This is a genomic window from Mycobacterium toneyamaense (genome assembly GCF_055384815.1).
The window spans coordinates 5,485,893-5,509,334 of record NZ_AP040333.1; the positions used below are offsets into that span (position 1 = coordinate 5,485,893).

A 23,442-nucleotide genomic window follows, 5' to 3' on the forward strand; every position below is an offset into this window, starting at 1 on the left:
CTCAGTTCGGCTTGCCGGTGACCACGCAGTGGGTGCGGCTGTAGATGGTGGGCATGCACAGATTGCAGTGTGTGCAGCCCGATTTCACCGTCTTGTCGGCTCGAATGCGGTTGAGTAGGTCGGGTTCGGCGAGCAGCGCCCGGCCCATCGCAACGAACTCGAAACCCTCGGCCATGGCCAGATCCATGGTTTCGCGGTTGGTGATGCCACCGAGCAGGATCAGCGGCATCGACAGTTCGGCCCGGAACTGCCGGGCCTGCTCGAGCAGGTAGGCCTCCTGGTACGGGTACTCCCGGAAGAACTTGTGCCCGCTCATCCGGATACCCCAGCTGATCGGCGGCCTGAAGTTCGCCGCGAACTCTTTGACCGGCGCATCGCCGCGGAACAGGTACATCGGATTGACCAGCGAGCTGCCGGCGGTGAGTTCGAGCGCGTCCAGGGCGCCGTCCTCTTGCAGCCAGGTGGCGGTCTGCAGCGACTCGGCCATCGGGATACCGCCCCGGACGCCGTCGCTCATGTTGAGTTTGGCGATCACCGCGATCCGATCACCCACGGCCTCCCGTACGGCCTGCACCGTGCCGCGGGCCACCTTGGCCCGGTTGTACAGCGAGCCACCGAACTCATCGCGGCGCTTGTTGATCAACGGCGACAGGAACGAGGACGCGAAGTAGTTGTGGCCCAGGTGCACCTCGACGGCGTCGAACCCGGCCTCGATCGCCAGGCGGGCGGCGTTCGCGTGCGCGGCCATCACATCGTCGATGTCGGCGCGGGTGGCCTTGCGGGCGAACCGCATCGACAGCGGGTTGAACAACCGCACCGGCGCCAACGCGGTGGCCTTGTTGGTGCGGGCATTGGCGACCGGGCCGGCATGCCCGATCTGCGCGCTGATCGCCGCCCCCTCGGCATGCACCGCCGCGGTCAACTTCTGCAGCCCCGGGATCGCTTCCGGGCGCATCCACAACTGCCACCCATCGGTACGCCCACCCGGGGCCACCGCGCAATAGGCCACCGTCGTCATCCCCACCCCACCGGCGGCGGGCAGCCGGTGATAGCGGATCAGATCATCGGTGACCAGCGCATCCGGCGTCGCCGCCTCGAACGTCGCGGCCTTGATGATCCGATTACGCAACGTGATCGGACCGAGCTTGGCCGGCTGGAAGGGATCGGGTGCCATTCTGCGCGGAGTCCTTTCGATAAGTCGTGTTACAACAACGTCTTTCACGGCTTCGCACCGTGCTGGGTGGCAGTTCCGGGCGGAATCTGGAACGGGTCGGCGGCCTGGCCGGACAGATTGGCGAGCGCACCGATCAGGAAATCCGGCGGATTGACGATCTCGGACAGCCGCGGCATGTTCGGGTCGAGCGCCGAGGTGGTGAGCATGTTTTCGCCGAGCCGCCGCAGGGTGAGGTCGAATGTCGAAAAGACGTTGAGATAGTCGCCTCGAACGGCGTTGCGCAGGTACTTCTGGGAGAACGGGAACGTGGGCAGGATTTCCAGATCGTGAATGAAGTCATCGGCGTTGTCGTTGAGGGCCTTGATGATGGGAAATATGTCCCTGAGATCGGCAGCGAAGTCGTCCTTGGACTGCGACAGAACGCGTTCGGCAGTCGAGGCCAATCGGCGCAGTGCGGCGAACGCCGCGACGATGTTGGCGCGATTTCGGTTCAGGGCATCGAGTGCGGCGGGCAGCGTCTCCAGCGTCCGCGCCAGCGCGCCGGCGCCGTGCGCCAATGCTGCCGCTGTCCGGTCGACGCCTTCGATCGCCGTGATGATGGTGCCCGTTTGCGCATCGAGGAAGCCGGTCAACTCGGCCAGCTTCGCCACCAATCCGGTGAACGTGGTCGCGCGTTCGGCCACAGCTGCGTACGCCTCGTTCGTAATATCCTGCAGGGCACCGAGATTGCCGTTGTTGACGATGACACCGAGCGCGGCCAGCACCTCTTCGGTGGTGGGATAGTGACCTCCCCGGCCGAGCCGGAGGTGCGCGCCGTCGGCCAGCTTGGCGGGCACCGGCTGGTTCGACGGCACCAGTTCGACGTGCTGGGAGCCCAACAGCGAGGTTTGCCCGACCATCACCGACACGTTTTCGGGGAGATCAACGTGGCGGTCCAACGAAAGACGAACGGCCGCATACACGGTGCTGTCGGCGCGCTGCCTGACGGCGACCCCGGAGACGCTTCCCACGGTCACATCCCCGACCTTTACCGGCGAATTCTGCGGCAGGCCAACGACGTTGTCCAGCTCGACGGTCACCTCGAAGGAGCCCGGGCCGTGACCGGCCGTCCCCGGCAACGACAGCGAATTCAATCCGTCGAACTGGCACCCCGACAATGCGGCGGCGACACAGGCCAGGAGCGCGCAGCCGCGCAACCCGATACGACGATCACCCATTCTCCGAGCACCGGCCCTTCGATGGGTCGGGAGCTCCGCCGATGGGAATGATGATGTCGCTACCCGCCGGCCCGCTGAGCTTGATCTTGCTGGAGCAGAAGAAGATGTTGAAGAACGCACCATACGCGCCAAGTGAATTGAGCCGCAGATAGCTCTCGGCGAGGGGCTCGATGGCGGCGTTGACCTCCGCCTTGCGCTCGTAGACCCGCTGCGCAAAGGGACGCACATTCTCGAGGACGCCCTGGACCGGCCGCCGGGAGCGCTCCAGCATCTGGGTCAGCTCCGCCGACGACGCGGCCAGCGGCCCGATGGCTCCGGCGATGGGGTCACGGTCCTGCGCCAGACCGGTCAGCAGTTGCTGGAGCGTGTCGATACTGGTGCCGAACTGCCGGCTCTTCGAATCCACGCTGCCGAGAACCGCATTGAGGTTGGTGACGACGTCGCCGATGAGCTGATCCCGGCCGGATAGATTCTGCGCGAAGTTTCCTGTCGTCGAAAGCAGTTGGGACACAGCACCGCCCTGGCCCTGGAGCAGATCGATGACGGCGGCGGTGATGGCGTTGACCTTGTCGCCGTCGAGGCCCTTGAGCACGGGACGCAGGCCGCCCAAGAGCGCGTCGAGATCCACGGCGGGCTGGGTGTGACTCAGCGGGATGGTCGCCCCCGCAGCCAGCTCGTGCAAATCTCCTGCGGCGAAGGCCAATTCGAGATAGCGGTCACCGGTGAGGTTCAGATAGCGGATGACGGCCCTGGTCGACGTGTAGAGGCGGTAGCGCGAATCAACACTGAAGAGCACGTCGACGGTGTTGTCGGCGCCCAGCGACACGCGGTCGACCTTGCCCACCGGCAGCCCGGCCATCCGCACGTCCTGACCGACTGTCAGACGTGAGGCATCGGTGAACTGGGCGTGGTACCGCTCGCCCGTCCCGAACCGGAACTGGCCGAACACCACCACCAGCGCGGCGGCGACCAACAGCATCACCACGGTGAACGCAGTCACCTTCGCCCCGGCGGCCATCGCCAACCTCCTTAATTAGTGATCCAGTGGTACACTAATTACCGGCATGGCGTCAATGGCATCGCCGACAGTCGGGTGCTGTGATGATGGACCCGTGAGCAGTCAGTCAGGCCCGGGCCGGCCACGGGACGCGAGTATCGACGATCGCGTCCTGACGGCAACCCGAGAGCTCCTGTCAGAGGTCGGGTTTCAGGATTTGAGCATGCGCCTCGTCGCGCAGCGCTCCGGCGTCACGCGCGCCAGCCTGGCTCGGCGATGGCCGTCGAAGGGCGCGTTGGTCATCGATGCGGTGATGGGCGTGGCACCCGACCTGACGCCGTTCGATGGCACCGATGTCTACGGCTGGATAGATTTCGTCGTCCGCGGCAGCCGGGCCCTGTTCAACCGCCCCGATATGAAGGCTGCGGCACCCGACCTCACCCAGGCCCTGGTCGAAGACAAACAGCTGGGGCGGTCGCTGTGGAATCGGTTCACGGGACCGGCGGTCGAACTGTTCGCCGACGACGTCGGAGCACAGACCGCCGAAGAGCGGCGCAGTGCGGAACTGGATGCGCGCGCCGTCCTGATCATGGCGGCGGGTGCCGCCATGTACGTCTCCACCATCGCCGCCGACGACGACTCCACCGAGCTCGAGGAACGGATCGTCGAACTGCTGACCACCGGCTATCGAGCAGTGGTCGCGAACCGCCTGGCGGCCGAAGGGCAGGCCTAGAGCAGACGACAGGCCGCACCCTGCGCGGGCACGGCCTGTCGTGTGACGCGGGACTGTGGTGGGGTCAGCGACCGGGCTGGGCCGGTCCGGGCTGGCCGGGTGCTTGCGGTCCGGGGCCACCGGGGCCCTGTCCGCCGGGACCACCGGGGCCCTGTCCGCCGGGCCCACCGGGGCCCTGTCCGCCGGGACCCTGCCAGCCGGGGCCGCCGGGGAACATCGGATGCCACATGCCGCCGCCGCGCGGTCCGTGGCCCTCGCGGAACTCCGCGGTGTCATGCCCGCGGTGGTGCTTGTGCCAGCCGTGGTGGCCGCCGCCGGAATGCGCGCCGAGAATGAAGCCGGAGAAGAAAATCGTCGCGACGATGAACACGATGCCCGCGACGATGCCAACCCACGCCAGCACCTTGTTCAGCTTGCTGGGCTCGTGCTCGGCGGGCGGGGTGGCCACTGCGGTGGCCGTTGCTACGGGCGGGAAGGAGTCCGTCGGGGTGTCCGGCGCCTCTGGCGTTTCTTTAGGGGTTTCGTCACTCATGCCATCGATGATCCGTCCGTCAACCACTGCGGTGGCTAGGTTGCGCGTAAGAATCAGCTATGAGGCGCGCGGCGCGGTAGCGTGGCCTGTGTAGCGGAGCTTCGGCCGGGCTTTGGGGGCCGGCCGACGCTCCGATATCAGCACGCGCGGCAGAAAAGGTGAGATGTCCAGAACCACCCTGCGCGCCGCGGCTCTCGCCTGCGGCACCGCGTTGCTCCTGACCCTCACCCCGGCGTGCGCGAAGCAGACCGCCGTGCTGACGGGCCCGGCTCCGACGGCGTCGCCCACGGCTGCCTCCCACACCCAAGCGCCGGCACCGACGACCAAGAGCAAGTCCGGGCTGCCCGTCTGCCAGCTGTCGTCGCTGCCACCCGAGACCACCACCACGGTCGACCTGATCCACCGCGGCGGGCCGTTCCCCTATTCACGCGACGGCATCGTGTTCGGCAACTTCGAGCGCCGGCTGCCGAACCAGCAGCGCGGCTACTACCACGAGTACACGGTGCCCACGCCGGGCGCGAAGACGCGCGGCACCCGACGGGTCATCACCGGCGGCGAGCCGCCGACCAACCCACCGGAGTTCTACTACACCGGCGACCACTACGAGACGTTCTGCCAGATCGGAGGAGCGTGAAGACGTTCACCGTGCGGGGTGCGCGGATCCATTCCCGCGCAGACCTTTTCACCGAGCTGGGGCACGCCGTCAACGGCAGCGGCGGCTACTTCGGCAGCAATCTGGACGCACTGGCCGACTGCCTCGGCGGCGGCTTCGGCACGCCGGACGACGAGCCGTTCCGCTTCGTGCTGACCGACAGTTCAAAAGCCAAGAAGGCGTTGGATTCTCACACCTGGAGCGGACTGCTCGAGGTGTTCGACAGCGCCGGCGTCGACCTGGTGCTGCGCTGACAACAGCGCCTAGGTGTACTCGGCCATGACGTTGGTAGCGGGCGTGTTGGCTTGATGTGGGGAGAACCTCCGGGTGAGGTGTGGCTTGTCGAAGGCCCATCACCAACCCGGAGGTTCTCGTGTCCCACCGTAATGCCCGTACGACGTTGCACGGCCGGCTGCTGATTGTGCAGCGGCATCAGCAGGGCTGGAAACAAGCCCATATCGCTTCAGCGATGGGCATTTCCCGCAAATGCGTCCACACCTGGATCAGCCGTTATGCCCTCGAGGGAGAGGCCGGACTTCACGACCGGTCCTCACGACCGCACCACAGTCCGACCAAGACCCCAGCGCGGGTGGAACGACAGGTGGTGGCGGCGCGCCGCCGGCATCGCCGGGGCCCGGACTGGCTGGGTGCCGAACTTGGGATCCCCGCGCGGACCGTCGGACGGATTCTTCATCGTCGGGGCGTACCTCATCTGCGCGACTGCGATCCGATGACCGGCGCGGTGATCAAGGCATCGAAGGCCACTGCGGTGCGCTACGAGCGCGACCATCCTGGCGAACTGGTCCACGTCGATGTCAAGAAGCTCGGCCGCATCCCCGACGGGGGCGGGTGGCGCGCTCACGGGCGCAGCGAAGAGGTCCGCGGCCGCGGCATCGGGTATGACTACGTGCACTCGATGGTCGATGACCACAGCCGGCTGGCGTACTCAGAGATCCATCCCGATGAGAAGGGATCAACATGTGCCGGGTTCATCGCTCGGGCGGCTGAATACTTTCAATCACAAGGGATTTCGAGTATCGAACGAGTCATCACTGACAACCATTTCAGCTATCGACGCTCGGCCGACGTCGCGGCGATCATCGACCAGCTGCATGCTAAACACCTCTTCATCAGGCCTCACTGCCCGTGGCAGAACGGCAAGGTGGAGCGCTACAACCGGACGCTGCAAGGCGAATGGTCCTATCGCCGGGTTTTCGCCTCCAACGCAGACCGCGCCCGAGCCCTTGCACCCTGGGTCGAGTTCTACAACACTCAACGCCGCCACAGCGCACTCGACGGACTACCACCCATCAGCCGACTGCGACCAACCTGATGGCCGAGTACACCTAGGGCTTGACCGGATTCACGGCGAACTGGATGACGCGGTAGGGCGCGGTATCGCGCGGCGTGGTGTTCCACTGGCTGACCAGGATGCGCAGTTCATCGAGCGTCGAGCCCGGCGAGATGTAGCCGCCGTACGGCTGTGCCAGCTGATTGTCTTGCGGCTCAGGCAGTTCGTCGGCCTGCTCGGGCCAGCCGCCGGCCACGACGACCGTCGTCACCGGCGCGGTGCCGAGTTCCGTCGGCGAGTTCGCGACGCGGACCTCCATGTTGCCGGTGCTGCTGTTGAAGTACGACAGCACGGTCTTGCCGTCGACCTGCTTCATGCTCATCTCGCCGATCAGGTCGCGCCACAACGGAGTTGGCGGTTTGCCCCAGCCCGCCGTGGCGGACCAGCCCTGCCAGCTGGATCGGTCCGTGAACGCCTGCGGCGTGGCCCGGTAGAGGTAGGCCGGGCTGCTGCGGTCAAAGTTGTTGGCGACCAGGTAAACCCAGCCACGCGGCGAATCTGCGGTGGGCACCGGGTCGTAATAGCCCGTGATCTGACTCTGCGCTCCCCCGGCATAGCCGGCCGGCCGCACAGAGCCCGGCACGGTCGGCCAGGCCGCGCGCGCCGGGTCGGCCTTGACCAGTCGCGAGCTCGCCGGCTTCAGGTCGCGCGTCGTGGTGATCAACAGGTAGTTCTCCCGGTTGATGCTCACCACGCCGGCCGGAAGTTGGGACGTGCCAGGAGCCTTGGCGTCGGCCAACAACGGCTTGTCGACGCCCATGACACCGCGGTACCGCAGGCCGTCCGGAGAGTTGACGGAGTCGGTCTCGACGTGCAGCGCGACGGGCGCATACCAGCCCCCGAATCCGACGCCCTGCCCCGCGAAGCTGTCGCCGCAGATCTGCAGGATGCCGCTCGGGAACTCCATGAACTCGCAGAGGTCCGTCGCACCGATGCCGTAATCGGCTGTCGGCGTGCCGGTCCCGGCGACCGGGCCGATGCGTGTCACCTGCCCGACGACCAGCGGTTTCAGCACCGGAGTCGGTACCGGCGCAGGCGGATCAGCCTGCGCCGCCGGCATCCCCATGCCGAGCCCGAGCACCAGCGCCGCGATCGACGCCGCCCCCGCCCGCAAGATCAGCGCGTGGCGAGCAGTTCGGCGATCTGAACAGTGTTGAGCGCCGCGCCCTTTCGCAGGTTGTCACCCGAGACGAACAGCGCGAGGCCACGACCGTCCGGCACGCCGGGGTCCTGGCGGATGCGGCCGACCAGCGAGTCGTCGGCGCCGGCGGCAGCCAGCGGCGTCGGCACGTCGACCAGCGCCACCCCGGCCGCGTCGGCCAGCAGTTCGCGGGCCCGCTGCACCGAAAGCGGCTGCGCGAATTCGGCATTGATCGACAGCGAGTGCCCGGTGAACACCGGCACGCGCACGCAGGTACCGCTCACGGCCAGCTCCGGGATGCCGAGGATCTTGCGGCTCTCGTTGCGCAGCTTCTGGTCCTCGTCGGTCTCGCCCGAGTCGTCGTCGACGAGCGAGCCGGCCAGCGGGATGACGTTGAAGGCAATGGGCGCAACGTATTTCACGGGCGCCGGGAACTCGAGCGCCGATCCGTCGTGCACCAGTTGCTCGGCGCCACCGATGACCGCGCGGGCCTGCGAGGCCAGTTCGTCGACACCGGCGAGACCGGAACCGGACACGGCCTGGTAGCTCGACACGATGAGCCGGGTCAGTCCGGCCTCGTCGTGCAGCGGCTTGAGCACCGGCATGGCGGCCATGGTGGTGCAGTTCGGGTTGGCGATGATGCCCTTGGCGAGCTGCTTGCCGCGGACGTCGCGATCGAAGTTGACCTCCGAAACCACCAGCGGCACATCGGGATCCTTGCGCCATGCCGACGAGTTGTCGATCACCGTGACGCCGGCGGCGGCGAAGCGCGGGGCCTGCACGCGCGACATGGTCGCGCCGGCGGAGAACAGCGCGATGTCCAGACCCGACGGGTCGGCGGTCTCGCTGTTCTCGACCTCGATCTCCTGGCCGCGGAACGTCAGCTTCTTGCCCTCGGACCGCGCCGAGGCGAAGAACCGCACGGAGGTCGCCGGGAAGTCGCGCTCCTCGAGGAGCTTGCGCATGACCTGGCCGACCTGACCGGTCGCACCCACCACACCGATGTTCACCATGACTAGCGCCCCGTCCCGCCGTATACGACCGCGGCCTCTTCGCTGGCGAAACCGAAGGCCTCGTGCAGCGCGGCGACAGCCTTGTCCAGCTCGGTGTCCTTGACCAGCACCGAGATTCGGATCTCGGAGGTCGAGATCAGATCGATGTTGACGCCGACCTCGGCCAGCGTCTCGCAGAACTTCGCGGTGACGCCCGGGTGGCTGCGCATACCGGCGCCGACCAGCGACACCTTGCCGATGTGATCGTCGTACAGCACCTGAGAGAAACCGATCTCGTCTTTGAGGGACGTCAGCTTCTCGACGGCGCCGGGGCCGTTCTCGCGCGAACAGGTGAAGGTGATGTCGGTCTTGCCGTCCTCCACCTTCGAGATGTTCTGCAGCACCATGTCGATGTTCACGTCGGCGTCGGCGACCGCGCGGAACACCTTGGCGGCGTAGCCCGGAACGTCGGGAACGCCGACGACGGTGACCTTCGCCTCGCTGCGGTCGTGCGCGACTCCGGTGAGGATGGCGTCTTCCATGGGGATGTCCTCGATCGATCCTTTGACGATGGTGCCGGTCTTGTTGGAGTACGAGGACCGGACGTGAATCGGAACGTTGTAGCGGCGGGCGTATTCCACGCAGCGCAGCATCAACACTTTGGCCCCGCAGGCCGCCATCTCCAGCATCTCCTCGAAGGAGACGGTGTCCAGGTGGCGGGCGTTGGGCACAATGCGCGGATCGGCGGTGAAGATGCCGTCCACGTCGGTGTAAATCTCACAGACGTCGGCGTTCAGCGCGGCGGCCAGCGCCACGGCGGTGGTGTCCGAGCCGCCACGGCCCAGCGTGGTGACGTCCTTGCTGTCCTGGCTGACGCCCTGGAAGCCGGCGACCAGCACGATCAGGCCCTCGTCGAGCGCGTCGCGCAGACGGCCCGGGGTGACGTCGATGATCTTGGCGTTGCCGTGCGTGCCGGTGGTGATCACGCCGGCCTGCGAACCGGTGAACGACCGGGCCTGCGCGCCGAGGGACTCGATGGCCATGGCGACCAGCGCGTTCGAGATGCGCTCACCTGCGGTGAGCAGCATGTCCATCTCACGGGCGGGCGGCGCCGGGGACACCTGGCGAGCGAGATCGAGCAGATCATCGGTGGTGTCGCCCATGGCCGAGACCACGACGACGACGTCATTGCCGGCCTTCTTGGTTTCGACGATTCGCTCGGCGACTCGGCGGATCCGCTCGGCGTCAGACACCGAGGATCCGCCGTACTTCTGGACGACGAGCGCCACTGTTCGCGTTCCTTCTCTGAATTGGCAGCAAGCATTCGCATCAATGCTGCCCACAAGGATAAGGGAGGGACGAAGCCGTTTTTGTTGCCCGGTCGCCTGCCCGACCTGCAACGCGCGAGACGTTCGTCACTCTCGCCCGGGTCAGAAGATGTCGGTGAGCTTCCGCTGCGCCGGGCAGGCGTCGGTCAACGCCTTCATCTGTTCGGTGATCTGCGCGTTGATCGCCGACAGCTGGTAGGCCTCGGTGGGCGCGGGGGCGCCGGGTGCCCGGCCCTGGGCGGCGATCCGGTAGGCGTCCAGCGCCGAGGTGAACTGCGAGGCCAGCGCCGCCAGCTGCACGGCGTTGGCGGCGACCTTGTCACCGGTCACCTTCTGCGCCCGCTCTGCCATGCCGTCGGCCCAGGCCCGGTAGGCCGTCTCCTCGGCGATGGTCGGGACGCCGTTGCCGTTCTTGTCGATCTTCGACTCGATCTGCGCGGCTTGCGCCTTGTTGTAGTCGAGCATGTCGCGCACCGGCTTGCACTCCGGCGTCGGCCCGCGGAACTCGGTCTGCCACACCACGAGGCCGATGACGACGGCGAGCGCGACCGCGATGCCGATCTTCCAGCTGCGGTCCAGGCTCAACAACCATCTCGTCAACACGGTCGAACTGTATCGGCACAGTGAGTGCGCTGCCCATTACACCTGGCCAGGACGTTGTCACCCGGCAGCCCCACCTCGTTTTGGCGATCTACCGGACGGGAGTAAACTCGTCACCGATGTATAGCGCGCGGGTGCTCCTCCTCGGACGCCGCGACGGGGTCTGATCCGACCGGCCTCCCGTCGCGGGGGTTTGAGATGCGCCGGTCCTGACCTTCTAGGTCCCATCCAGACAGACCGGAGCAAAAAACCGTGACCACCTACTCTCCCGATTCTTCTGCCGACTCCTTCTCGTCGGTACGCGCCATCACCACCCCGTCCGGCCCGCGCCGCGAAGGCCAGCCGTCCTGGAACACCCAGCGCAACTCCGCGATGCCGGTCAACCGGTACCGCAGCTTCGCCGCCGAGGTCGAGAACATCTCCCTGCCCGACCGCACGTGGCCCGACAAGGTCGCCACCGTCGCGCCCGGCTGGTGTGCGGTCGACCTGCGCGACGGCAACCAGGCCCTGATCGATCCGATGAGCCCCGAGCGCAAGCGCCGGATGTTCGACCTGCTGGTCCGCATGGGCTACAAGGAGATCGAGGTCGGCTTCCCGTCGGCCAGCCAGACCGACTTCGACTTCGTCCGCGAGATCATCGAGCAGGGCGCGATCCCCGACGACGTCACCATCCAGGTGCTGACGCAGTGCCGGCCCGAGCTGATCGAGCGCACCTTCGAGGCCTGCAACGGCGCACCGCGCGTCATCGTGCACTTCTACAACTCGACGTCCATCCTGCAGCGCCGCGTGGTGTTCCGCGCGGACCGCGAGGCCGTCAAGAAGATCGCCACCGACGGCGCCAAGCTGTGCGTCGAGGAGGCCAAGAAATACCCGGGCACGCTGTGGCGGTTCGAGTACTCGCCGGAGTCCTACACCGGTACCGAGCTGGAGTACGCCGTCGAGGTGTGCAACGCGGTCGCCGAGATCGTGCAGCCGACCCCGGACTGGCCACTGATCGTCAACCTGCCGGCGACCGTCGAGATGGCGACGCCCAACGTCTACGCCGACTCGATCGAGTGGATGAACCGGCACCTGGCGCCGCGTGACTCGATCATCCTGAGCCTGCACCCGCACAACGACCGCGGCGAGGGCGTCGCGGCCGCCGAGCTGGGCTACCTGGCCGGCGCCGACCGCATCGAGGGCTGCCTGTTCGGCAACGGTGAGCGCACCGGCAACGTCTGCCTGGTGACGCTGGGTCTGAATCTGTTCAGCCGTGGCGTCGATCCGCAGATCGACTTCTCCAACATCGACGAGATCCGTCGCACGGTCGAGTACTGCAACCAGCTGCCCGTCGCCGAGCGCCACCCCTACGGCGGCGACCTGGTGTACACGGCGTTCTCCGGCAGCCACCAGGACGCCATCAACAAGGGCCTGGACCAGATGAAGGTGGATGCCGACGAGGCCGATCAGGACGTCGACGACATCCTGTGGCAGGTGCCCTACCTGCCCATCGACCCCAAGGACGTCGGCCGCACGTACGAGGCCGTCATCCGCGTGAACTCGCAGTCCGGCAAGGGCGGCGTCGCCTACATCATGAAGGCCGACCACGGGCTGGTGCTGCCGCGCCGCCTGCAGATGGAGTTCAGCCAGGCCATCCAGAAGATCACCGACGGTGAAGGCGGCGAGGTCTCCCCGAAGGAGATGTGGGACGTCTTCAACGAGGAGTACCTGGCGCCCATCACCCCGCTGGAGCGCATGCGGCAGCGGGTCGACGCGGCCGAAGAGGATGGCGGCACCGACACCATCACCGCCATCGTGAAGATCGACGGCGAGGAGCGCGAGATCGTCGGGGCCGGTAACGGTCCGCTGGCGGCCTTCACCGACGCGCTGGGCGCCGTCGGCTTCCACGTCAACGTGCTGGACTACTCCGAGCACGCCATGTCGGCCGGCGAGGAAGCACAGGCCGCGGCCTACGTCGAGGCGTCGATCGGCGGCAAGACGGTGTGGGGCGTCGGCATCGCGCCGTCGATCACCACGGCGTCGCTGCGAGCCGTCGTCTCGGCGGTGAACCGGGCCGCGCGCGGCTAGCCGAAGTCACCAGCCCGGCGCACCCGGCTCCTCCGGCACCCGGAGGACCCGGGCGCACCAATTGACCGCCTGCTCGGCAAAGTCTTGTGCGGTAACGGCTTTCGACTCGCCGAGCAGCCGTTCGTTGATCAGGGTGGCCACCCCGCCGACGCAGAACAGGGCCGCGTCGAAGCTCTCCTGATCGGCGTCGCGGTCGGGCTGCAGCAGCGCCAGGATGGCGGCAGCCACCCGGTGCTGCGCGATGCGGATGTGCTCGGAGACCGATTCGATGTGCCGGGCGTCGGTCAGGAAGATCCGGACGGCCAGCGGGTCGCTCTCGGCATGCTCGATGAACCCGGCCAGCCCCAGCGTCAGCCGGGTCTGGACCGTCGCCGACTCGGGCGCGCTGCCCCCGGCCAGCATCGCGGCGAAGGGCCCCTCCAACACGTCGTCGATGACGGCGCCGATCAGCGCACCGAGGCCGGCAAACTGCTCGTAGAAGTAGCGGTCGGTGAGTTTCGCGCGGGCCGAGACCGCACGGACGCTCAGTGCCGACAGTCCGCCCTCGCGCCACAGCGCCTCGGCCGCGTCCAGCAGCAGCCGCCGCCGATCGGCCCGTCGCTCCTCCGCTGACCTGCCGGAGTACCGTCGCTGCGGCGCGGCACCTGAACCGGCGCCCGATCCGTCGTCAGCCATCTGGCGCAACCCCTCCCTCCGACTGCCACATGATGTCGAAATCCGAAGAAGGAAGACGGACTCCCGTTTCAAACGCGGTCTTCTGGCAATATTACCGACGAGTAAGGTTCAGGGTTCATCTACATAGTGGGGTGGAACATGGCAGCACAGCTCGCCGAGCAGGTCACCGTGGTGGCCGGGGCCGGAACCGAAGGCGGGGGCGCTGCCCTCGACCAGGTGCTCGGGATGTCCGTGGCCACGGGCATCATCACGGCCGGCCTGTTGTGGATCGGCTATCTGCACCGGCAACGCCGCATCACCTGGCTGCAGGATCTGGCGGACAAGGCCGGCCGCAAGATGAACCGGCCCAGCTGGGTGGCCCTGCCCTCGCTGCTGTTCATCTCGACGATCATCTGCGCGATGTTCGGCTTCATCTGGGACGTCAGCCTGCACATCGGCAAGGGCCGCGACGCCGGCCCGCTCGCCAACCCGGCGCACTACTTCATCCTGGTCGGTCTGTTCCTGCTGTTCATCGCCGGCTCGCTGTCGATCATCCTGCCGTATGACAAACCCGGTCCGGCCGCCATCAAGATCACCAAAACCTGGTACGCGCCGGTCGGCGGCGTGCTGATGGCCGGTTGCGGGCTGTACGCGCTCATCGGCTTTCCGCTCGACGACATCTGGCACCGGATCTTCGGTCAGGACGTCACGCTGTGGGGCCCGACACATTTGATGCTCATCGGCGGCGCCGGTCTGTCGCTGGTCGCCACGCTGCTCCTGGAGCGCGAAGGCGATATCGCGATGGGCGCCGACGCCCCGCCCGCCCGCAGCAAGGTGCTGCCGTACCTGGCCTTCGGTGGTCTGGTGATCGGCCTGTCGGTGTTCCCCGTCGAATACGACTTCGGCGTCGAACAGTTCCGGCTGGTGCTGCACCCCATGCTGATCGCCGCCGCGGCGGCGATGTCGCTGGTGGCCACCCGACTCACGCTGGGCCGCTTCTCCACCTTCGGGGCCATCGCCTTCGCGTTGTTCATCCGCGGACTCGTCGCACTGGCAGTCGGACCCATCCTGGGTTCGCCGTACAGCTGGTGTGCGCTGTACCTGGGCTCCGCGATCGTCGTCGAGCTGATCGGCCTGACCCCGCTCGTCAACCGCCCCATCCTGTTCGGCGCGGTGGCCGGGCTGGGCGTGGGCACCGTCGGCATGTGGCTGGAATCGTTCTGGGTCGACGCCCTGTTCCGCACCCCGTGGCCCAGCAGCATGTGGGGCGAGGCGCTGACGATGTCGACGCCCGTTGCCATCGGCATGGGAATGTGCGGCGCCCTGCTGGCCATCGTCCTGGCGGGCCAGCGCCTGCCCGCGCGTCCGATCGGCATCGGCATCGTGGTCGCCACGGTCCTGGTGATCGGCGCAGCCGTGGCCAACGGGCTGAACGTCACGGTGCCGGAGCACGCCCGCGCGCAGATCACCCTCACCGAGGCACCGAGCCCAGCTGGGCAGCGGTTGGTCAACGCCGACATCCAGGTCACACCGACCAATCTGATCAGTGACGACCCGGAATGGGTCACGCTGATGGCGTGGCAGGGCAAGCTCGAACATGAGCGCGGCCTGGTGGCCGACCACCTGCAGCAGGTCGGCCCCGGGCACTACCGGTCGACCCGGCCGATCCCGGTCTGGGGCACGTGGAAGACGGTGCTGCGCGTGCAGGACGGCCGGACCATGGCGGCCGTCCCGGTCTACCTGCCTGCCGATCCTGGCATCGGCGCCGAGGAGACACCGGCGATCTCGACAACCCGTGACTTCATGGAGGAGATCAAGGTTCTGCAGCGCGAACGCAACCTCGATGTGCCGTCGTGGCTGTACCCGGCCGCCTCGCTGATCGTGCTGGTGTGCTCGCTGATCCTGATCGCGTTGCTGAGTTGGGGTGCGGGACGGATCAATTCGCGCGAGCAGTTCAGCGCCACGGAGACCAGGGAACCCGTCGGACAGCCGTGACCTATCTGGCCGATCACTCGCTATTGTTGGCGCTGCCGGCGTTCGCCCCGGCGTTCGTCGTGGCCGGCGTGGTCGCCTGGGTGGCCATGAAGGACCGGCGGGCGCACGACAGCTCCACCTCCGACGGCGACGAAACCGAATCGGAGACACCAGGTTCAACCGATGAGGATGGTTCCACGTGACCTTTGTGAAGACCTTCGCCGTGGCCGGCGTCGTCGCGCTGGCGCTCGCCGGCTGCAGCAAGACCGAGTCGACGCCCAGCGGTTCGTCGAGCGCCTCCACAACGAGCACAACGCAACTGAGCAACCCCCAGGCCCCGCCTGCGCGCGTGTACATCGACGTGACCATCGCGGGCGGCACCGCGACGCCGATCAACCAGCAGGTGCAGGCGAAGCTCGGCCAGCCGATCATCGTCCGCGTCAACAGTGACGCCGCCGACCAGCTGCACGTGCACTCGAGCCCCGAGCACACCTTCGACATCAAGCCGGAGAAGGGACAGGAGTTCCAGTTCACGGTGGACGTGCCGGGCAAGGTCGACGTCGAGCTGCACCACCTGGACAAGACCGTCGCCACCATCACGGTGCAGTAAGCACTGTGCGTCCCGACGCCGTGACCTCGACCGTCCTGGCACACGGGCTTGGCGGGTCCAGTGATCTTCCGATCCCGCTGACGTACGCGCTGATCGGCGCCGCGTGGGCCTTGACCTTCACCTTCGCGGTGGTGGCACTGGCCTGGCGCAAGCCGCGGTTCGATCCGGAGGCGCCGGGACGGCCATTGCCGCGCTGGGTGACGACGGCCGTCGACGCGCCTGCGACGCGGTGGGCGGTCGGGCTGCTGGCGCTGGCGTTCGCCGGGTGGGTCGCGGTGGTGTCCGTCGCCGGGCCGTCCGGGTCCGGCAACCCGTTACCAGGCGTGTTCTACGTGCTGCTGTGGGTCGGAATCGTCGCGCTGTCAGTGCTTTTCGGCCCGGTGTGGCGGGTGCTGTCGCCGGTGCGGACCATTGCCCGGTTGCTGCGGCTGAGCCGCGATGCGTATCCCGCGCAGCTCGGCTACTGGCCCGCGGCCGCCGGGCTGTTCGCGTTCGTCTGGCTCGAGTTGGCCAGCCCCGACCCGGGTTCTGTTGGCGCTGTGCGGATCTGGCTGCTGATCTACTTCTGCGTGACGCTGGCCGGGGCCGCGGCGTGCGGCACCCGCTGGTGCTCGCACGCCGACCCGTTCGAGGTGTACAGCGTGGTGGCCTCGCGATGCGCCCCGGTGCGGCGCAACGCCGACGGCCGGATCGCCGTCGGCAATCCGTTCAATCACCTGCCCACATTGCCGATCCGGCCTGGCACGGTGACGGTGCTCGCGGTGCTGCTGGGCTCGACGGCCTTCGACAGCTTCTCGGCGACGCCGACGTGGCGGGGGGTCGTCGAAGCGCATGCGCACGGCGGGTGGCAGGTCACTGCGATGAAAACCGTTGGGTTGGCGGTATTTGTCACGACGGTCGCGGTGTCGTTCAGCCTCGCCGCCTGCGCCACCGGCGGGGTGGATCGCGCGCGGCGCCGGCAGCTGCCCGGATTGCTGGCGCACTCCCTCATCCCGATCGTCATCGGCTATGTGTTCGCGCACTACCTGACCTATCTCGTCGAAAAGGGGCAGCAGACCGTCTTCCAGCTGTTGGGCCTGCACGACGCGCACGTGTATTACCTGCTGTCGAAGCACCCTTCGCTGCTGGCCACGACCAAGGTGCTGTTCGTGGTGGCCGGGCACATCGCGGGCGTGGTGGCCGCGCACGACTGTGCGCTGCGCGTGCTGCCCAAGCGGCATCAACTCACCGGGCAGCTGGCGATGATGCTGGTGATGGTCGGCTACACCTTCACGGGGCTGTACCTGCTGTTCGGCGGTTAGCTCGCCGAAGGGGCCGTGCGTCTGCACGGTCCCCAGAACACGAATGTGCGTACAGATCGCCAATTTCACCGTGAAGACCTTCTGGCCGCACAGTCGCGGCCGGGTCTGCTTCGACGACTCTGCCAATGTGCGCGTAGATCGCGACAACTGCGAAATCGGCAATCTGTACGCACGCTCGCCCGGATTTTTCGTCGAGGTTGATGGGGCCCGGACTTGCGGCGGGGTCCGTGGTGAGGGTGGTTTTTTGCGGCCTCGGGGCGTGGTGGGGTGATCCCGTGTCGCCGGGAGGGGCGGGCTTTCCCAGTGCCAGTTGGCCTTTCGTGGTCGATCGGAGATGGGGCTGTCGGTCAACCGAAGGCGGTGCGGATCTTCTGCCAGGCGGTCGCGATCTGGGCGGCCCACCGCCAGGTGGCATCGATGCGCAACCGGACTTGGCGGGCGCTGCGGGTGATGCGGGCGGCCACGTGCAGGACCCGGTAGCGGAACGTGGCGATCTCGGCACGGGCCAAACCGGGATGGGTGCGGAATCCGATGAGTCGGCACCAGGTGACCAGGTCGGCGGCGGCCAGGGCGATTTCGAGCCAGGCGGCGTTGGCCCAAAAACCGTGACACGGCAGGTTACGCAGGCCGGTGGCCTTCAGTTCGCGGATCCGGTCTTCGACGCGGGCGTGTTGGCGGTGCCGTAGTTCCAGACCGGCGACCTGCCCTGGAACAACACCGGGTGGTGTGTCGGTGATGAACGCGGTGACCCGCATCCCGTCAGCATCGGTGAACCGCAACTGCGCACCGGGATGCGGGCGCTCCTTGCGCAGGATCAACCGCGTTCCGGGCGGCCAGGAGTCCAAGCTCACCAGATCGGTGGCCTCGGCGACCCAGGCACCGTCACGCAGACCACCGGCGCCCTCGATCGCCGGATACCAGCACGCCCCGAGGTTGAGGGTGTCCACGGCGTCCTGGACCCGGGCATCGACGGGGTAGCCGAAGGAGAACCCGACTCCCGCGGTGCGGCAGGCTGCGGCGAATCGGTGGGTGGCCCCGGCGGTGTCGCAGCGCACCAGCACCTGCGGTCGGGGGACATCCTGGTCGCGATTCGGGTCGGGTCGCCACCCCGGCGGGAGGGCCGCCAGCGCCTGGGCCAAGACGATGATGTGGTCGGAGGCGGTGTTGGAGCCGGCGTTGCCGGTGCGCAGCAGCCCGGCCAGGGCTTCCCCACCGGCGATCTCGGGGCGGTCCAGAAAGGCCAGCAGCGGGTGGTGGCCGAACGTTTTCTTCCAGGTCGGCGTGGCACCGTGCTTGTTGTCGGAGTGATCGATCACCAGGGTGGCATCGATGTCGATGTGCAGCCAATCGCCCGAGATGGGGGCGGCGCCGGCCTCCCACGCCGCCACCCGTGCGGCGGCTCGTGCTGCCCGCACCGCGGGCAGATGTGCGGCGTCGATCCGTTGGTCGATTAGCCGCCACATCGTGGTCGTGGAGGCTTTCGCGCCGAAGGCGTGCTCCCGGTCGCCGCACAGTTGGCCGACGGCGTCGATGCAGTCCGCTCCGTCGGCGACCGCGGCCGCCAGGTCGGCGAACACCTCCCCGGGGGCATACACCCACGGGCCGCGGTAGGTGTCGGCCAACGCGGCGGTGACCTGCGCCGATAGCCCGGTCCGGTCCGCGAGTTCCCGCAACATGGCCATCCCGGCATGCGACACGACGCCGTGGCCGTCGGCGGACACTTTCACCCGTGCTGCGGTCGCGATATTCTTCACCTGCGAGGTGCCTTCCCGCTGGAACGATCCGAACCTTAGACAAGTCCGATTATTCCTTGCAGGACAGGCACTTTCGCTTATCTACACACCCTCACCAGCAACAATCCGCGAAAAATTCGGGCTCGGAGCGGGCGATAAGTGGCGATTCGGCCTGAAACCTTGACATCGACAGGCTCGGGCTCAAAACTGAGGACAGATGTCCTCAGATAGAGGTTGTATGACCCGTTGCGGCCCAACATCCCCACGCTGTTGCGCACCCGATCACTGGCGAAAGCCCTGGAATACCAGACCCGCAACGGGGCGACGCGATTCGCCCTGGTGCCGCGCGACGGGTCCAAGCCCCGCATCATCGAGCACGAGGCGCTGACGCACATCCACGTCACCAACGCATTCGAAGACGGTTCCGACACCGTGGTGGAGTTCTTCCGGTTCGAGGACTCGGACATCTTCGGCAAGCTCGGTAAGGCCTGGCAGGACCCGTCGGACCCCACCGACCCCCGCGCGCACCTGACCATCGACGAGTGGCCCCGCGGGCACCTGTCGCGGTTCCGGATCAGCAAGTCCGGACGGATCACCGAGACGGTGCTATCGGCAACGGCCCCAATGGAATTCCCCCAGTACGACTGGCGTCGCTCGACGCTGGAGCACAACGTCACCTACGCCTGCAAGGCCACCGAGGACGTCGGCCATTACAACGCGGTGACGCGCATCGACCACCGCACCGGGGATCAGACCACGTTCGACTTCGGCCTGGCCCAGACGGGCGAACCGTTGTTCGTGCCCCGTACCCGCACCGCTGCCGAGGACGACGGCTGGCTGCTGGTGCTCAATCACGATCTGCGGAAGCATCGTTCGCAGCTGGTGATCTTCGATGCCCGCACCATCGAGGACGGGCCGCTGGCCACCGCGCATCTGGAACACCACCTGCCGATCGGGTTCCACGGCACGTTCACGCGGCGTGTCGCCGGCTGACGCTGCCTTCCGGCACGAGGCAGCCCGCCACGCGGAAATAACACCTGAGTTCGGACATTTGGCCTAGTACCCGGGTTTGATGCCGAGGTCGGTGAGGATCTGGCGCTGGGCGTCGGGAATGGCTGGCGGGAACGTCTGTGTCGTTCCGTTGATGTTGATGGTGGCGCTGCGCAGTGGTCGGAGTTGCTTGACGACCTTGGCGATGGACAGTCCGGTGCGTGACTGGATGGCGTGGGCGACGGCCAGGGCGGTGAACACGATGGTCAGGTGGGCCTCGATGGCTGCGCGGGTGTGGTGAAACATGGGCCGTCCACGAAGGTCGCTCTTGGACATGCGAAATGACTTCTCCACGTGCCACAGGTCGTGATACTTGGCGATCACCTCGGTGGGGGGCATGACCGTGATCGGCACGTTGGTCACGTAACCCTTGAGGCCGATCAGGGATTGGGCGCGGGCGAGGTTGGTCTCATCGAGGGTGCGGTCATCGCCGCGGACTTTCACGAATCGCGCGGCCTTGGCCTTCTTGTCGCCGGCGACGATCGCCCGTGCGCGGGCTTCCTGGGCGGCCAAGGTTTTCTGGTCGCGCCGGGCCCGTTTGGCCGAGTATGACCAGATCGCCCGCCAGGCCCCCGAGTCGTGTTCGGGATCCCAGACGGGTTCGGCACGCAGCTTGGTGTCGTTGACCTTGGTGTTGCCGTGGCGGGGCGTGACGGTGTCGATGACCTGGCCGTCGGTGAAAACATCACCGTACCAATGGAAATGGGATTCAAGGTCCCGGGGTGCTTTCGTGACTCGCGAGCCGACGATGAACGACAAGCCCAACTCGTCGAGCGCTTTGAGATTGCTCTGCGAGAGCATCCCGGCGTCAGCGGCCACGACCATCGGCGTGTCCTTGAGGCCGTGGCGGTCCAGGAAACTGGTGATGATCGGCACGATGGTCGTCGTCTCGGCGGTGTTTCCTTCGAAACAGCCGATTTCCAAGGGGAATCCGGTCCGGTCGACGAGCAGTCCGACGACGATTTGAGGGTCGATCCGGCGTTCCTTGCTGAACCCTACTTTGCGGAGATCATCCTCGTTCTCGGCCTCGAAATAGAGCGTGGTCACGTCGTACAACAGAAGGGACAATCCGCCGCAATTGCCGCTGTAGTCAAAGCATTTGGCGGCGATCGCATCCCGATACCCACCCGGCCCGACCTGGTCGAGGTGACGAGCCATCGTGCGGTAACACACCGTCGATGCACCCAGATCGGTCAACACCCGCTCTGCATCGGCCTTGCTGGTGGGCTCAACGATCCGGGCGATCACCAGATCCCGGAACACGCTGTCGGCGACCCCATTGAACCCGAGCCAATCATAGACCCCCGAGACGACGTCGTAGAGCAACCGCGAACAGGTGCCCATCGTGCGTCCCGGCGGCACCACTGGCGCCACGCTCGCCCCGACGGATTCGGCGATCAGCGACCGCTGCATGCGGAAGTCAGGCACCTCGGTCATCGACTCCGCACGCGCGGCCACCTCGAAATCGAGTGCCGCCTGCCCGCCGGCAACGATCTGGCGCGCCGCGTCGAGCAAAATGCCCAGCTCAGCATCGGTATGCGCCGAACCCAGGTGCGCCAAAATCACCACTTTGCCCTGGTCCTTGCGCGCGACCTGCACCGCCACCGCGCCCGAGGTCGTGCGCACCTTCCGCACGTACGCCACCGCCCGAACCTACCCGCCTAGTACCCCAAACACAGCACCGAGACAGACAAACCCGCAGGTCACGGACCTATCAGATCGAAAGCCCGCCGACCGTGTCCGAAGTCAGGAGCTCGGTAAGGCCTGGCAGGACCCGTCGGACCCCACCGACCCCCGCGCGCACCTGACCATCGACGAGTGGCCCCGCGGGCACCTGTCGCGGTTCCGGATCAGCAAGTCCGGACGGATCACCGAGACGGTGCTATCGGCAACGGCCCCAATGGAATTCCCCCAGTACGACTGGCGTCGCTCGACGCTGGAGCACAACGTCACCTACGCCTGCAAGGCCACCGAGGACGTCGGCCATTACAACGCGGTGACGCGCATCGACCACCGCACCGGGGATCAGACCACGTTCGACTTCGGCCTGGCCCAGACGGGCGAACCGTTGTTCGTGCCCCGTACCGCACCGCTGCCGAGGACGACGGCTGGCTGCTGGTGCTCAATCACGATCTGCGGAAGCATCGTTCGCAGCTGGTGATCTTCGATGCCCGCACCATCGAGGACGGGCCGCTGGCCACCGCGCATCTGGAACACCACCTGCCGATCGGGTTCCACGGCACGTTCACGCGGCGTGTCGCCGGCTGACGCTGCCTTCCGGCACGAGGCAGCCCGCCACGCGGAAATAACAGTCAGGTCGGGATCGGGCCAGGGACACGCAGGCCAGAGACAACGATTGCACTCGGGTCGAATAGATGTCGCGACTGCTACTCGGTCAGCGATGCTCTGCTTTCCTAGGCGGCGGTATCCGGCCAGCCAGGAACCGGTGGGTCTGCGACCGGTGCTGAATCAAGCACGCTCATGAGGATTTGAGCTCGCTGCTGGGGGTTGTGCGGCATCGCCTTGCTGCATTGTTCTAGTCGCTGGAGGTACTCGGGCGCCTGGGGCGTCGGTGAATCGTCTACCGGACCCCAGAAGTTACCCATAGCTGCGCCGTCAATGCGCCAGCGACCGAATACGTCCCCAATCGGCGCGGGGTTAGGGCCCTTCTGTGGAGTTCCCTTGTCCAGCCCTTTAGTTTTGTTGCTGAATTCAATGCGCCAAACGTTAAGAGCGTCTCTCTCACGTTTTTGGGCATCAGAGTTCGATCCCGACCGATAGTCCTCGATGGAGGTGTATTTTCCCGGGTTCCCCACCGCCGGATGAAATACATTGTATGAACCATCACATACATACGCGCGATATCCGTCAGGAGTAGTCGCAATTTCGAGGACGTGGAAATACTCGTTGCCGTAAAATGGGCCGTTGCCGAAGTTGATGTGTTCATCAATGGCAGGCCTTATCCATTCGAGTTGGAACGGCAGTCGGTTCCATTCCGCGGCAGCCGACCCACTGCTAGCTGGGATCGGAATTTCGGGTACCGCACGCTGAAATCCTGGGTATACCGTGTCGATCGTTTTGGTCATGTAGCCGACGCGATAGGACTCAAGATACGCCCGCAACGGGACCGCGGGACCCGTCAGCAAATCGATGCCCGGTTCGGCTGTCCAGCGGAACCTCAAGCCGTCGAGTTCGTTGGGCCAATTGGGAATCTTGGTCTTTGCGGCTGGTGGTGGTGGTGTTGCCGCGGGGTGACTCGCACAAGCCCCGAAAGTCGTCACGGCGACGAGGAAGGCGAGAAACGAAGCGAACTGTTTCATTGAATACTTCACCTAT

At 66.6% G+C, this 23,442-nt stretch carries 24 protein-coding genes; 12 read left to right on the plus strand and 12 right to left on the minus strand.

Going from position 1 to position 23,442, the window contains the following annotated elements; genetic code table 11:
- Position 1: 1 nt before the first annotated feature.
- Genes ACZ5IQ_RS26605 through ACZ5IQ_RS26615 form a run of 3 tightly spaced genes read right to left on the minus strand, consistent with a single transcriptional unit; the run spans position 2 to position 3,409 of the window.
- Complete coding sequence (locus tag ACZ5IQ_RS26605) at positions 2–1,174, minus strand: NADH:flavin oxidoreductase (protein ID WP_346415103.1); 1,173 nt, start codon at positions 1,172–1,174, stop codon at positions 2–4.
- A 44-nt stretch (positions 1,175–1,218) separates the two neighbouring features.
- Positions 1,219–2,391 (minus strand): MCE family protein, encoded by a 1,173-nt coding sequence (locus ACZ5IQ_RS26610; RefSeq protein WP_212807358.1) that lies wholly within the window; start codon positions 2,389–2,391, stop codon positions 1,219–1,221.
- Positions 2,384–3,409, minus strand: coding sequence for an MCE family protein (locus tag ACZ5IQ_RS26615; RefSeq protein ID WP_212807359.1), 1,026 nt, complete (start codon positions 3,407–3,409; stop codon positions 2,384–2,386). Before ACZ5IQ_RS26615 ends, ACZ5IQ_RS26610 begins: the two co-directional genes overlap by 8 nt.
- A gap of 94 nt (positions 3,410–3,503) precedes the next feature.
- Between ACZ5IQ_RS26615 and ACZ5IQ_RS26620 the strand changes: the two genes are divergently transcribed.
- Positions 3,504–4,121: a TetR/AcrR family transcriptional regulator gene (locus ACZ5IQ_RS26620; RefSeq protein WP_244872745.1), complete on the plus strand. Its 618-nt coding sequence runs from the start codon at positions 3,504–3,506 to the stop codon at positions 4,119–4,121.
- A gap of 64 nt (positions 4,122–4,185) precedes the next feature.
- Here ACZ5IQ_RS26620 and ACZ5IQ_RS26625 read toward each other — a convergent pair whose 3' ends face one another.
- Positions 4,186–4,653: a hypothetical protein gene (locus ACZ5IQ_RS26625; protein WP_244872744.1), complete on the minus strand. Its 468-nt coding sequence runs from the start codon at positions 4,651–4,653 to the stop codon at positions 4,186–4,188.
- Between the two features lie 163 nt (positions 4,654–4,816).
- On the opposite strand from ACZ5IQ_RS26625, the gene ACZ5IQ_RS26630 reads away from it, so the two are divergent.
- From ACZ5IQ_RS26630 to ACZ5IQ_RS26640, 3 genes are all read left to right on the plus strand, one after another.
- On the plus strand, positions 4,817–5,287 hold the full coding sequence (locus tag ACZ5IQ_RS26630; protein WP_212807361.1) for a guanyl-specific ribonuclease: 471 nt from the start codon (positions 4,817–4,819) through the stop codon (positions 5,285–5,287).
- On the plus strand, positions 5,284–5,559 hold the full coding sequence (locus ACZ5IQ_RS26635) for a barstar family protein (protein WP_212807362.1): 276 nt from the start codon (positions 5,284–5,286) through the stop codon (positions 5,557–5,559). Before ACZ5IQ_RS26630 ends, ACZ5IQ_RS26635 begins: the two co-directional genes overlap by 4 nt.
- 119 nt (positions 5,560–5,678) lie before the next feature.
- Positions 5,679–6,638, plus strand: a complete 960-nt coding sequence (locus tag ACZ5IQ_RS26640) for an IS481 family transposase (protein WP_212813577.1) — start codon at positions 5,679–5,681, stop codon at positions 6,636–6,638.
- A 13-nt stretch (positions 6,639–6,651) separates the two neighbouring features.
- On the opposite strand, the gene ACZ5IQ_RS26645 is transcribed toward ACZ5IQ_RS26640, so the two are convergent.
- From ACZ5IQ_RS26645 to ACZ5IQ_RS26660, 4 genes are all read right to left on the minus strand, one after another.
- On the minus strand, positions 6,652–7,722 hold the full coding sequence (locus tag ACZ5IQ_RS26645; protein WP_464481510.1) for a DUF4185 domain-containing protein: 1,071 nt from the start codon (positions 7,720–7,722) through the stop codon (positions 6,652–6,654).
- A 50-nt stretch (positions 7,723–7,772) separates the two neighbouring features.
- Positions 7,773–8,810 carry an aspartate-semialdehyde dehydrogenase gene (locus ACZ5IQ_RS26650; protein ID WP_464480509.1) on the minus strand — a complete coding sequence of 346 codons (1,038 nt, stop codon included), beginning with the start codon at positions 8,808–8,810 and terminating at the stop codon, positions 7,773–7,775.
- Positions 8,811–8,812: 2 nt separating this feature from the next.
- Positions 8,813–10,078: an aspartate kinase gene (locus ACZ5IQ_RS26655; RefSeq protein ID WP_133426300.1), complete on the minus strand. Its 1,266-nt coding sequence runs from the start codon at positions 10,076–10,078 to the stop codon at positions 8,813–8,815.
- A gap of 141 nt (positions 10,079–10,219) precedes the next feature.
- Complete coding sequence (locus ACZ5IQ_RS26660) at positions 10,220–10,720, minus strand: hypothetical protein (protein WP_293024037.1); 501 nt, start codon at positions 10,718–10,720, stop codon at positions 10,220–10,222.
- Positions 10,721–10,969: 249 nt separating this feature from the next.
- Between ACZ5IQ_RS26660 and leuA the strand changes: the two genes are divergently transcribed.
- Positions 10,970–12,784, plus strand: coding sequence for a 2-isopropylmalate synthase (gene leuA, locus ACZ5IQ_RS26665; RefSeq protein WP_064857727.1), 1,815 nt, complete (start codon positions 10,970–10,972; stop codon positions 12,782–12,784).
- A gap of 6 nt (positions 12,785–12,790) precedes the next feature.
- Here the strand turns inward: leuA and ACZ5IQ_RS26670 are convergent, their stop codons facing one another.
- Positions 12,791–13,459, minus strand: a complete 669-nt coding sequence (locus tag ACZ5IQ_RS26670; RefSeq protein ID WP_064857728.1) for a TetR/AcrR family transcriptional regulator — start codon at positions 13,457–13,459, stop codon at positions 12,791–12,793.
- A gap of 138 nt (positions 13,460–13,597) precedes the next feature.
- Between ACZ5IQ_RS26670 and ACZ5IQ_RS26675 the strand changes: the two genes are divergently transcribed.
- From ACZ5IQ_RS26675 to ACZ5IQ_RS26690, 4 genes are read left to right on the plus strand one after another with little or no spacing between them, the layout of a single operon-like run.
- Complete coding sequence (locus ACZ5IQ_RS26675) at positions 13,598–15,433, plus strand: hypothetical protein (protein WP_064857740.1); 1,836 nt, start codon at positions 13,598–13,600, stop codon at positions 15,431–15,433.
- On the plus strand, positions 15,430–15,615 hold the full coding sequence (locus ACZ5IQ_RS26680) for a hypothetical protein (protein WP_064857729.1): 186 nt from the start codon (positions 15,430–15,432) through the stop codon (positions 15,613–15,615). The genes ACZ5IQ_RS26675 and ACZ5IQ_RS26680 overlap by 4 nt, the downstream gene beginning before the upstream one ends.
- Positions 15,612–16,022, plus strand: coding sequence for a hypothetical protein (locus tag ACZ5IQ_RS26685; protein WP_064857730.1), 411 nt, complete (start codon positions 15,612–15,614; stop codon positions 16,020–16,022). Before ACZ5IQ_RS26680 ends, ACZ5IQ_RS26685 begins: the two co-directional genes overlap by 4 nt.
- A 20-nt stretch (positions 16,023–16,042) precedes the next feature.
- Positions 16,043–17,323, plus strand: a complete 1,281-nt coding sequence (locus tag ACZ5IQ_RS26690) for a hypothetical protein (protein ID WP_064857741.1) — start codon at positions 16,043–16,045, stop codon at positions 17,321–17,323.
- 347 nt (positions 17,324–17,670) lie between these two features.
- On the opposite strand, the gene ACZ5IQ_RS26695 is transcribed toward ACZ5IQ_RS26690, so the two are convergent.
- Positions 17,671–19,077, minus strand: coding sequence for an IS1380 family transposase (locus tag ACZ5IQ_RS26695; RefSeq protein ID WP_064857731.1), 1,407 nt, complete (start codon positions 19,075–19,077; stop codon positions 17,671–17,673).
- A 225-nt stretch (positions 19,078–19,302) separates the two neighbouring features.
- Here ACZ5IQ_RS26695 and ACZ5IQ_RS26700 point away from each other — a divergent pair, with 225 nt between their 5' ends.
- Positions 19,303–20,049 (plus strand): carotenoid oxygenase family protein, encoded by a 747-nt coding sequence (locus ACZ5IQ_RS26700; protein ID WP_234789557.1) that lies wholly within the window; start codon positions 19,303–19,305, stop codon positions 20,047–20,049.
- A 63-nt stretch (positions 20,050–20,112) separates the two neighbouring features.
- On the opposite strand, the gene ACZ5IQ_RS26705 is transcribed toward ACZ5IQ_RS26700, so the two are convergent.
- Positions 20,113–21,750, minus strand: coding sequence for an IS1634 family transposase (locus tag ACZ5IQ_RS26705; RefSeq protein ID WP_064859529.1), 1,638 nt, complete (start codon positions 21,748–21,750; stop codon positions 20,113–20,115).
- Between ACZ5IQ_RS26705 and ACZ5IQ_RS26710 the strand changes: the two genes are divergently transcribed.
- Positions 21,725–22,267, plus strand: coding sequence for a carotenoid oxygenase family protein (locus ACZ5IQ_RS26710; RefSeq protein WP_267324279.1), 543 nt, complete (start codon positions 21,725–21,727; stop codon positions 22,265–22,267). The two genes, ACZ5IQ_RS26705 and ACZ5IQ_RS26710, sit on opposite strands and share 26 nt — an antisense overlap.
- Complete coding sequence (locus ACZ5IQ_RS26715) at positions 22,225–22,374, plus strand: carotenoid oxygenase family protein (RefSeq protein WP_209841066.1); 150 nt, start codon at positions 22,225–22,227, stop codon at positions 22,372–22,374. The genes ACZ5IQ_RS26710 and ACZ5IQ_RS26715 overlap by 43 nt, the downstream gene beginning before the upstream one ends.
- A gap of 146 nt (positions 22,375–22,520) precedes the next feature.
- On the opposite strand, the gene ACZ5IQ_RS26720 is transcribed toward ACZ5IQ_RS26715, so the two are convergent.
- Positions 22,521–23,426: a hypothetical protein gene (locus ACZ5IQ_RS26720; protein WP_131808654.1), complete on the minus strand. Its 906-nt coding sequence runs from the start codon at positions 23,424–23,426 to the stop codon at positions 22,521–22,523.
- Positions 23,427–23,442 lie beyond the last annotated feature (16 nt).

Excerpts from the sequence above, each read along its gene's own strand:
- ACZ5IQ_RS26605 (WP_346415103.1), bottom strand. The coding sequence starts at position 1,174 with ATGGCACCCGATCCCTTCCAGCCGGCCAAGCTCGGTCCGATCACGTTG.
- ACZ5IQ_RS26610 (WP_212807358.1), bottom strand. The coding sequence starts at position 2,391 with ATGGGTGATCGTCGTATCGGGTTGCGCGGCTGCGCGCTCCTGGCCTGT.
- ACZ5IQ_RS26615 (WP_212807359.1), bottom strand. The coding sequence starts at position 3,409 with ATGGCCGCCGGGGCGAAGGTGACTGCGTTCACCGTGGTGATGCTGTTG.
- ACZ5IQ_RS26625 (WP_244872744.1), bottom strand. The coding sequence starts at position 4,653 with ATGAGTGACGAAACCCCTAAAGAAACGCCAGAGGCGCCGGACACCCCG.
- ACZ5IQ_RS26630 (WP_212807361.1), top strand. The coding sequence starts at position 4,817 with ATGTCCAGAACCACCCTGCGCGCCGCGGCTCTCGCCTGCGGCACCGCG.
- ACZ5IQ_RS26645 (WP_464481510.1), bottom strand. The coding sequence starts at position 7,722 with ATGGGGATGCCGGCGGCGCAGGCTGATCCGCCTGCGCCGGTACCGACT.
- ACZ5IQ_RS26650 (WP_464480509.1), bottom strand. The coding sequence starts at position 8,810 with ATGGTGAACATCGGTGTGGTGGGTGCGACCGGTCAGGTCGGCCAGGTC.
- ACZ5IQ_RS26670 (WP_064857728.1), bottom strand. The coding sequence starts at position 13,459 with ATGGCTGACGACGGATCGGGCGCCGGTTCAGGTGCCGCGCCGCAGCGA.
- ACZ5IQ_RS26675 (WP_064857740.1), top strand. The coding sequence starts at position 13,598 with ATGGCAGCACAGCTCGCCGAGCAGGTCACCGTGGTGGCCGGGGCCGGA.
- ACZ5IQ_RS26720 (WP_131808654.1), bottom strand. The coding sequence starts at position 23,426 with ATGAAACAGTTCGCTTCGTTTCTCGCCTTCCTCGTCGCCGTGACGACT.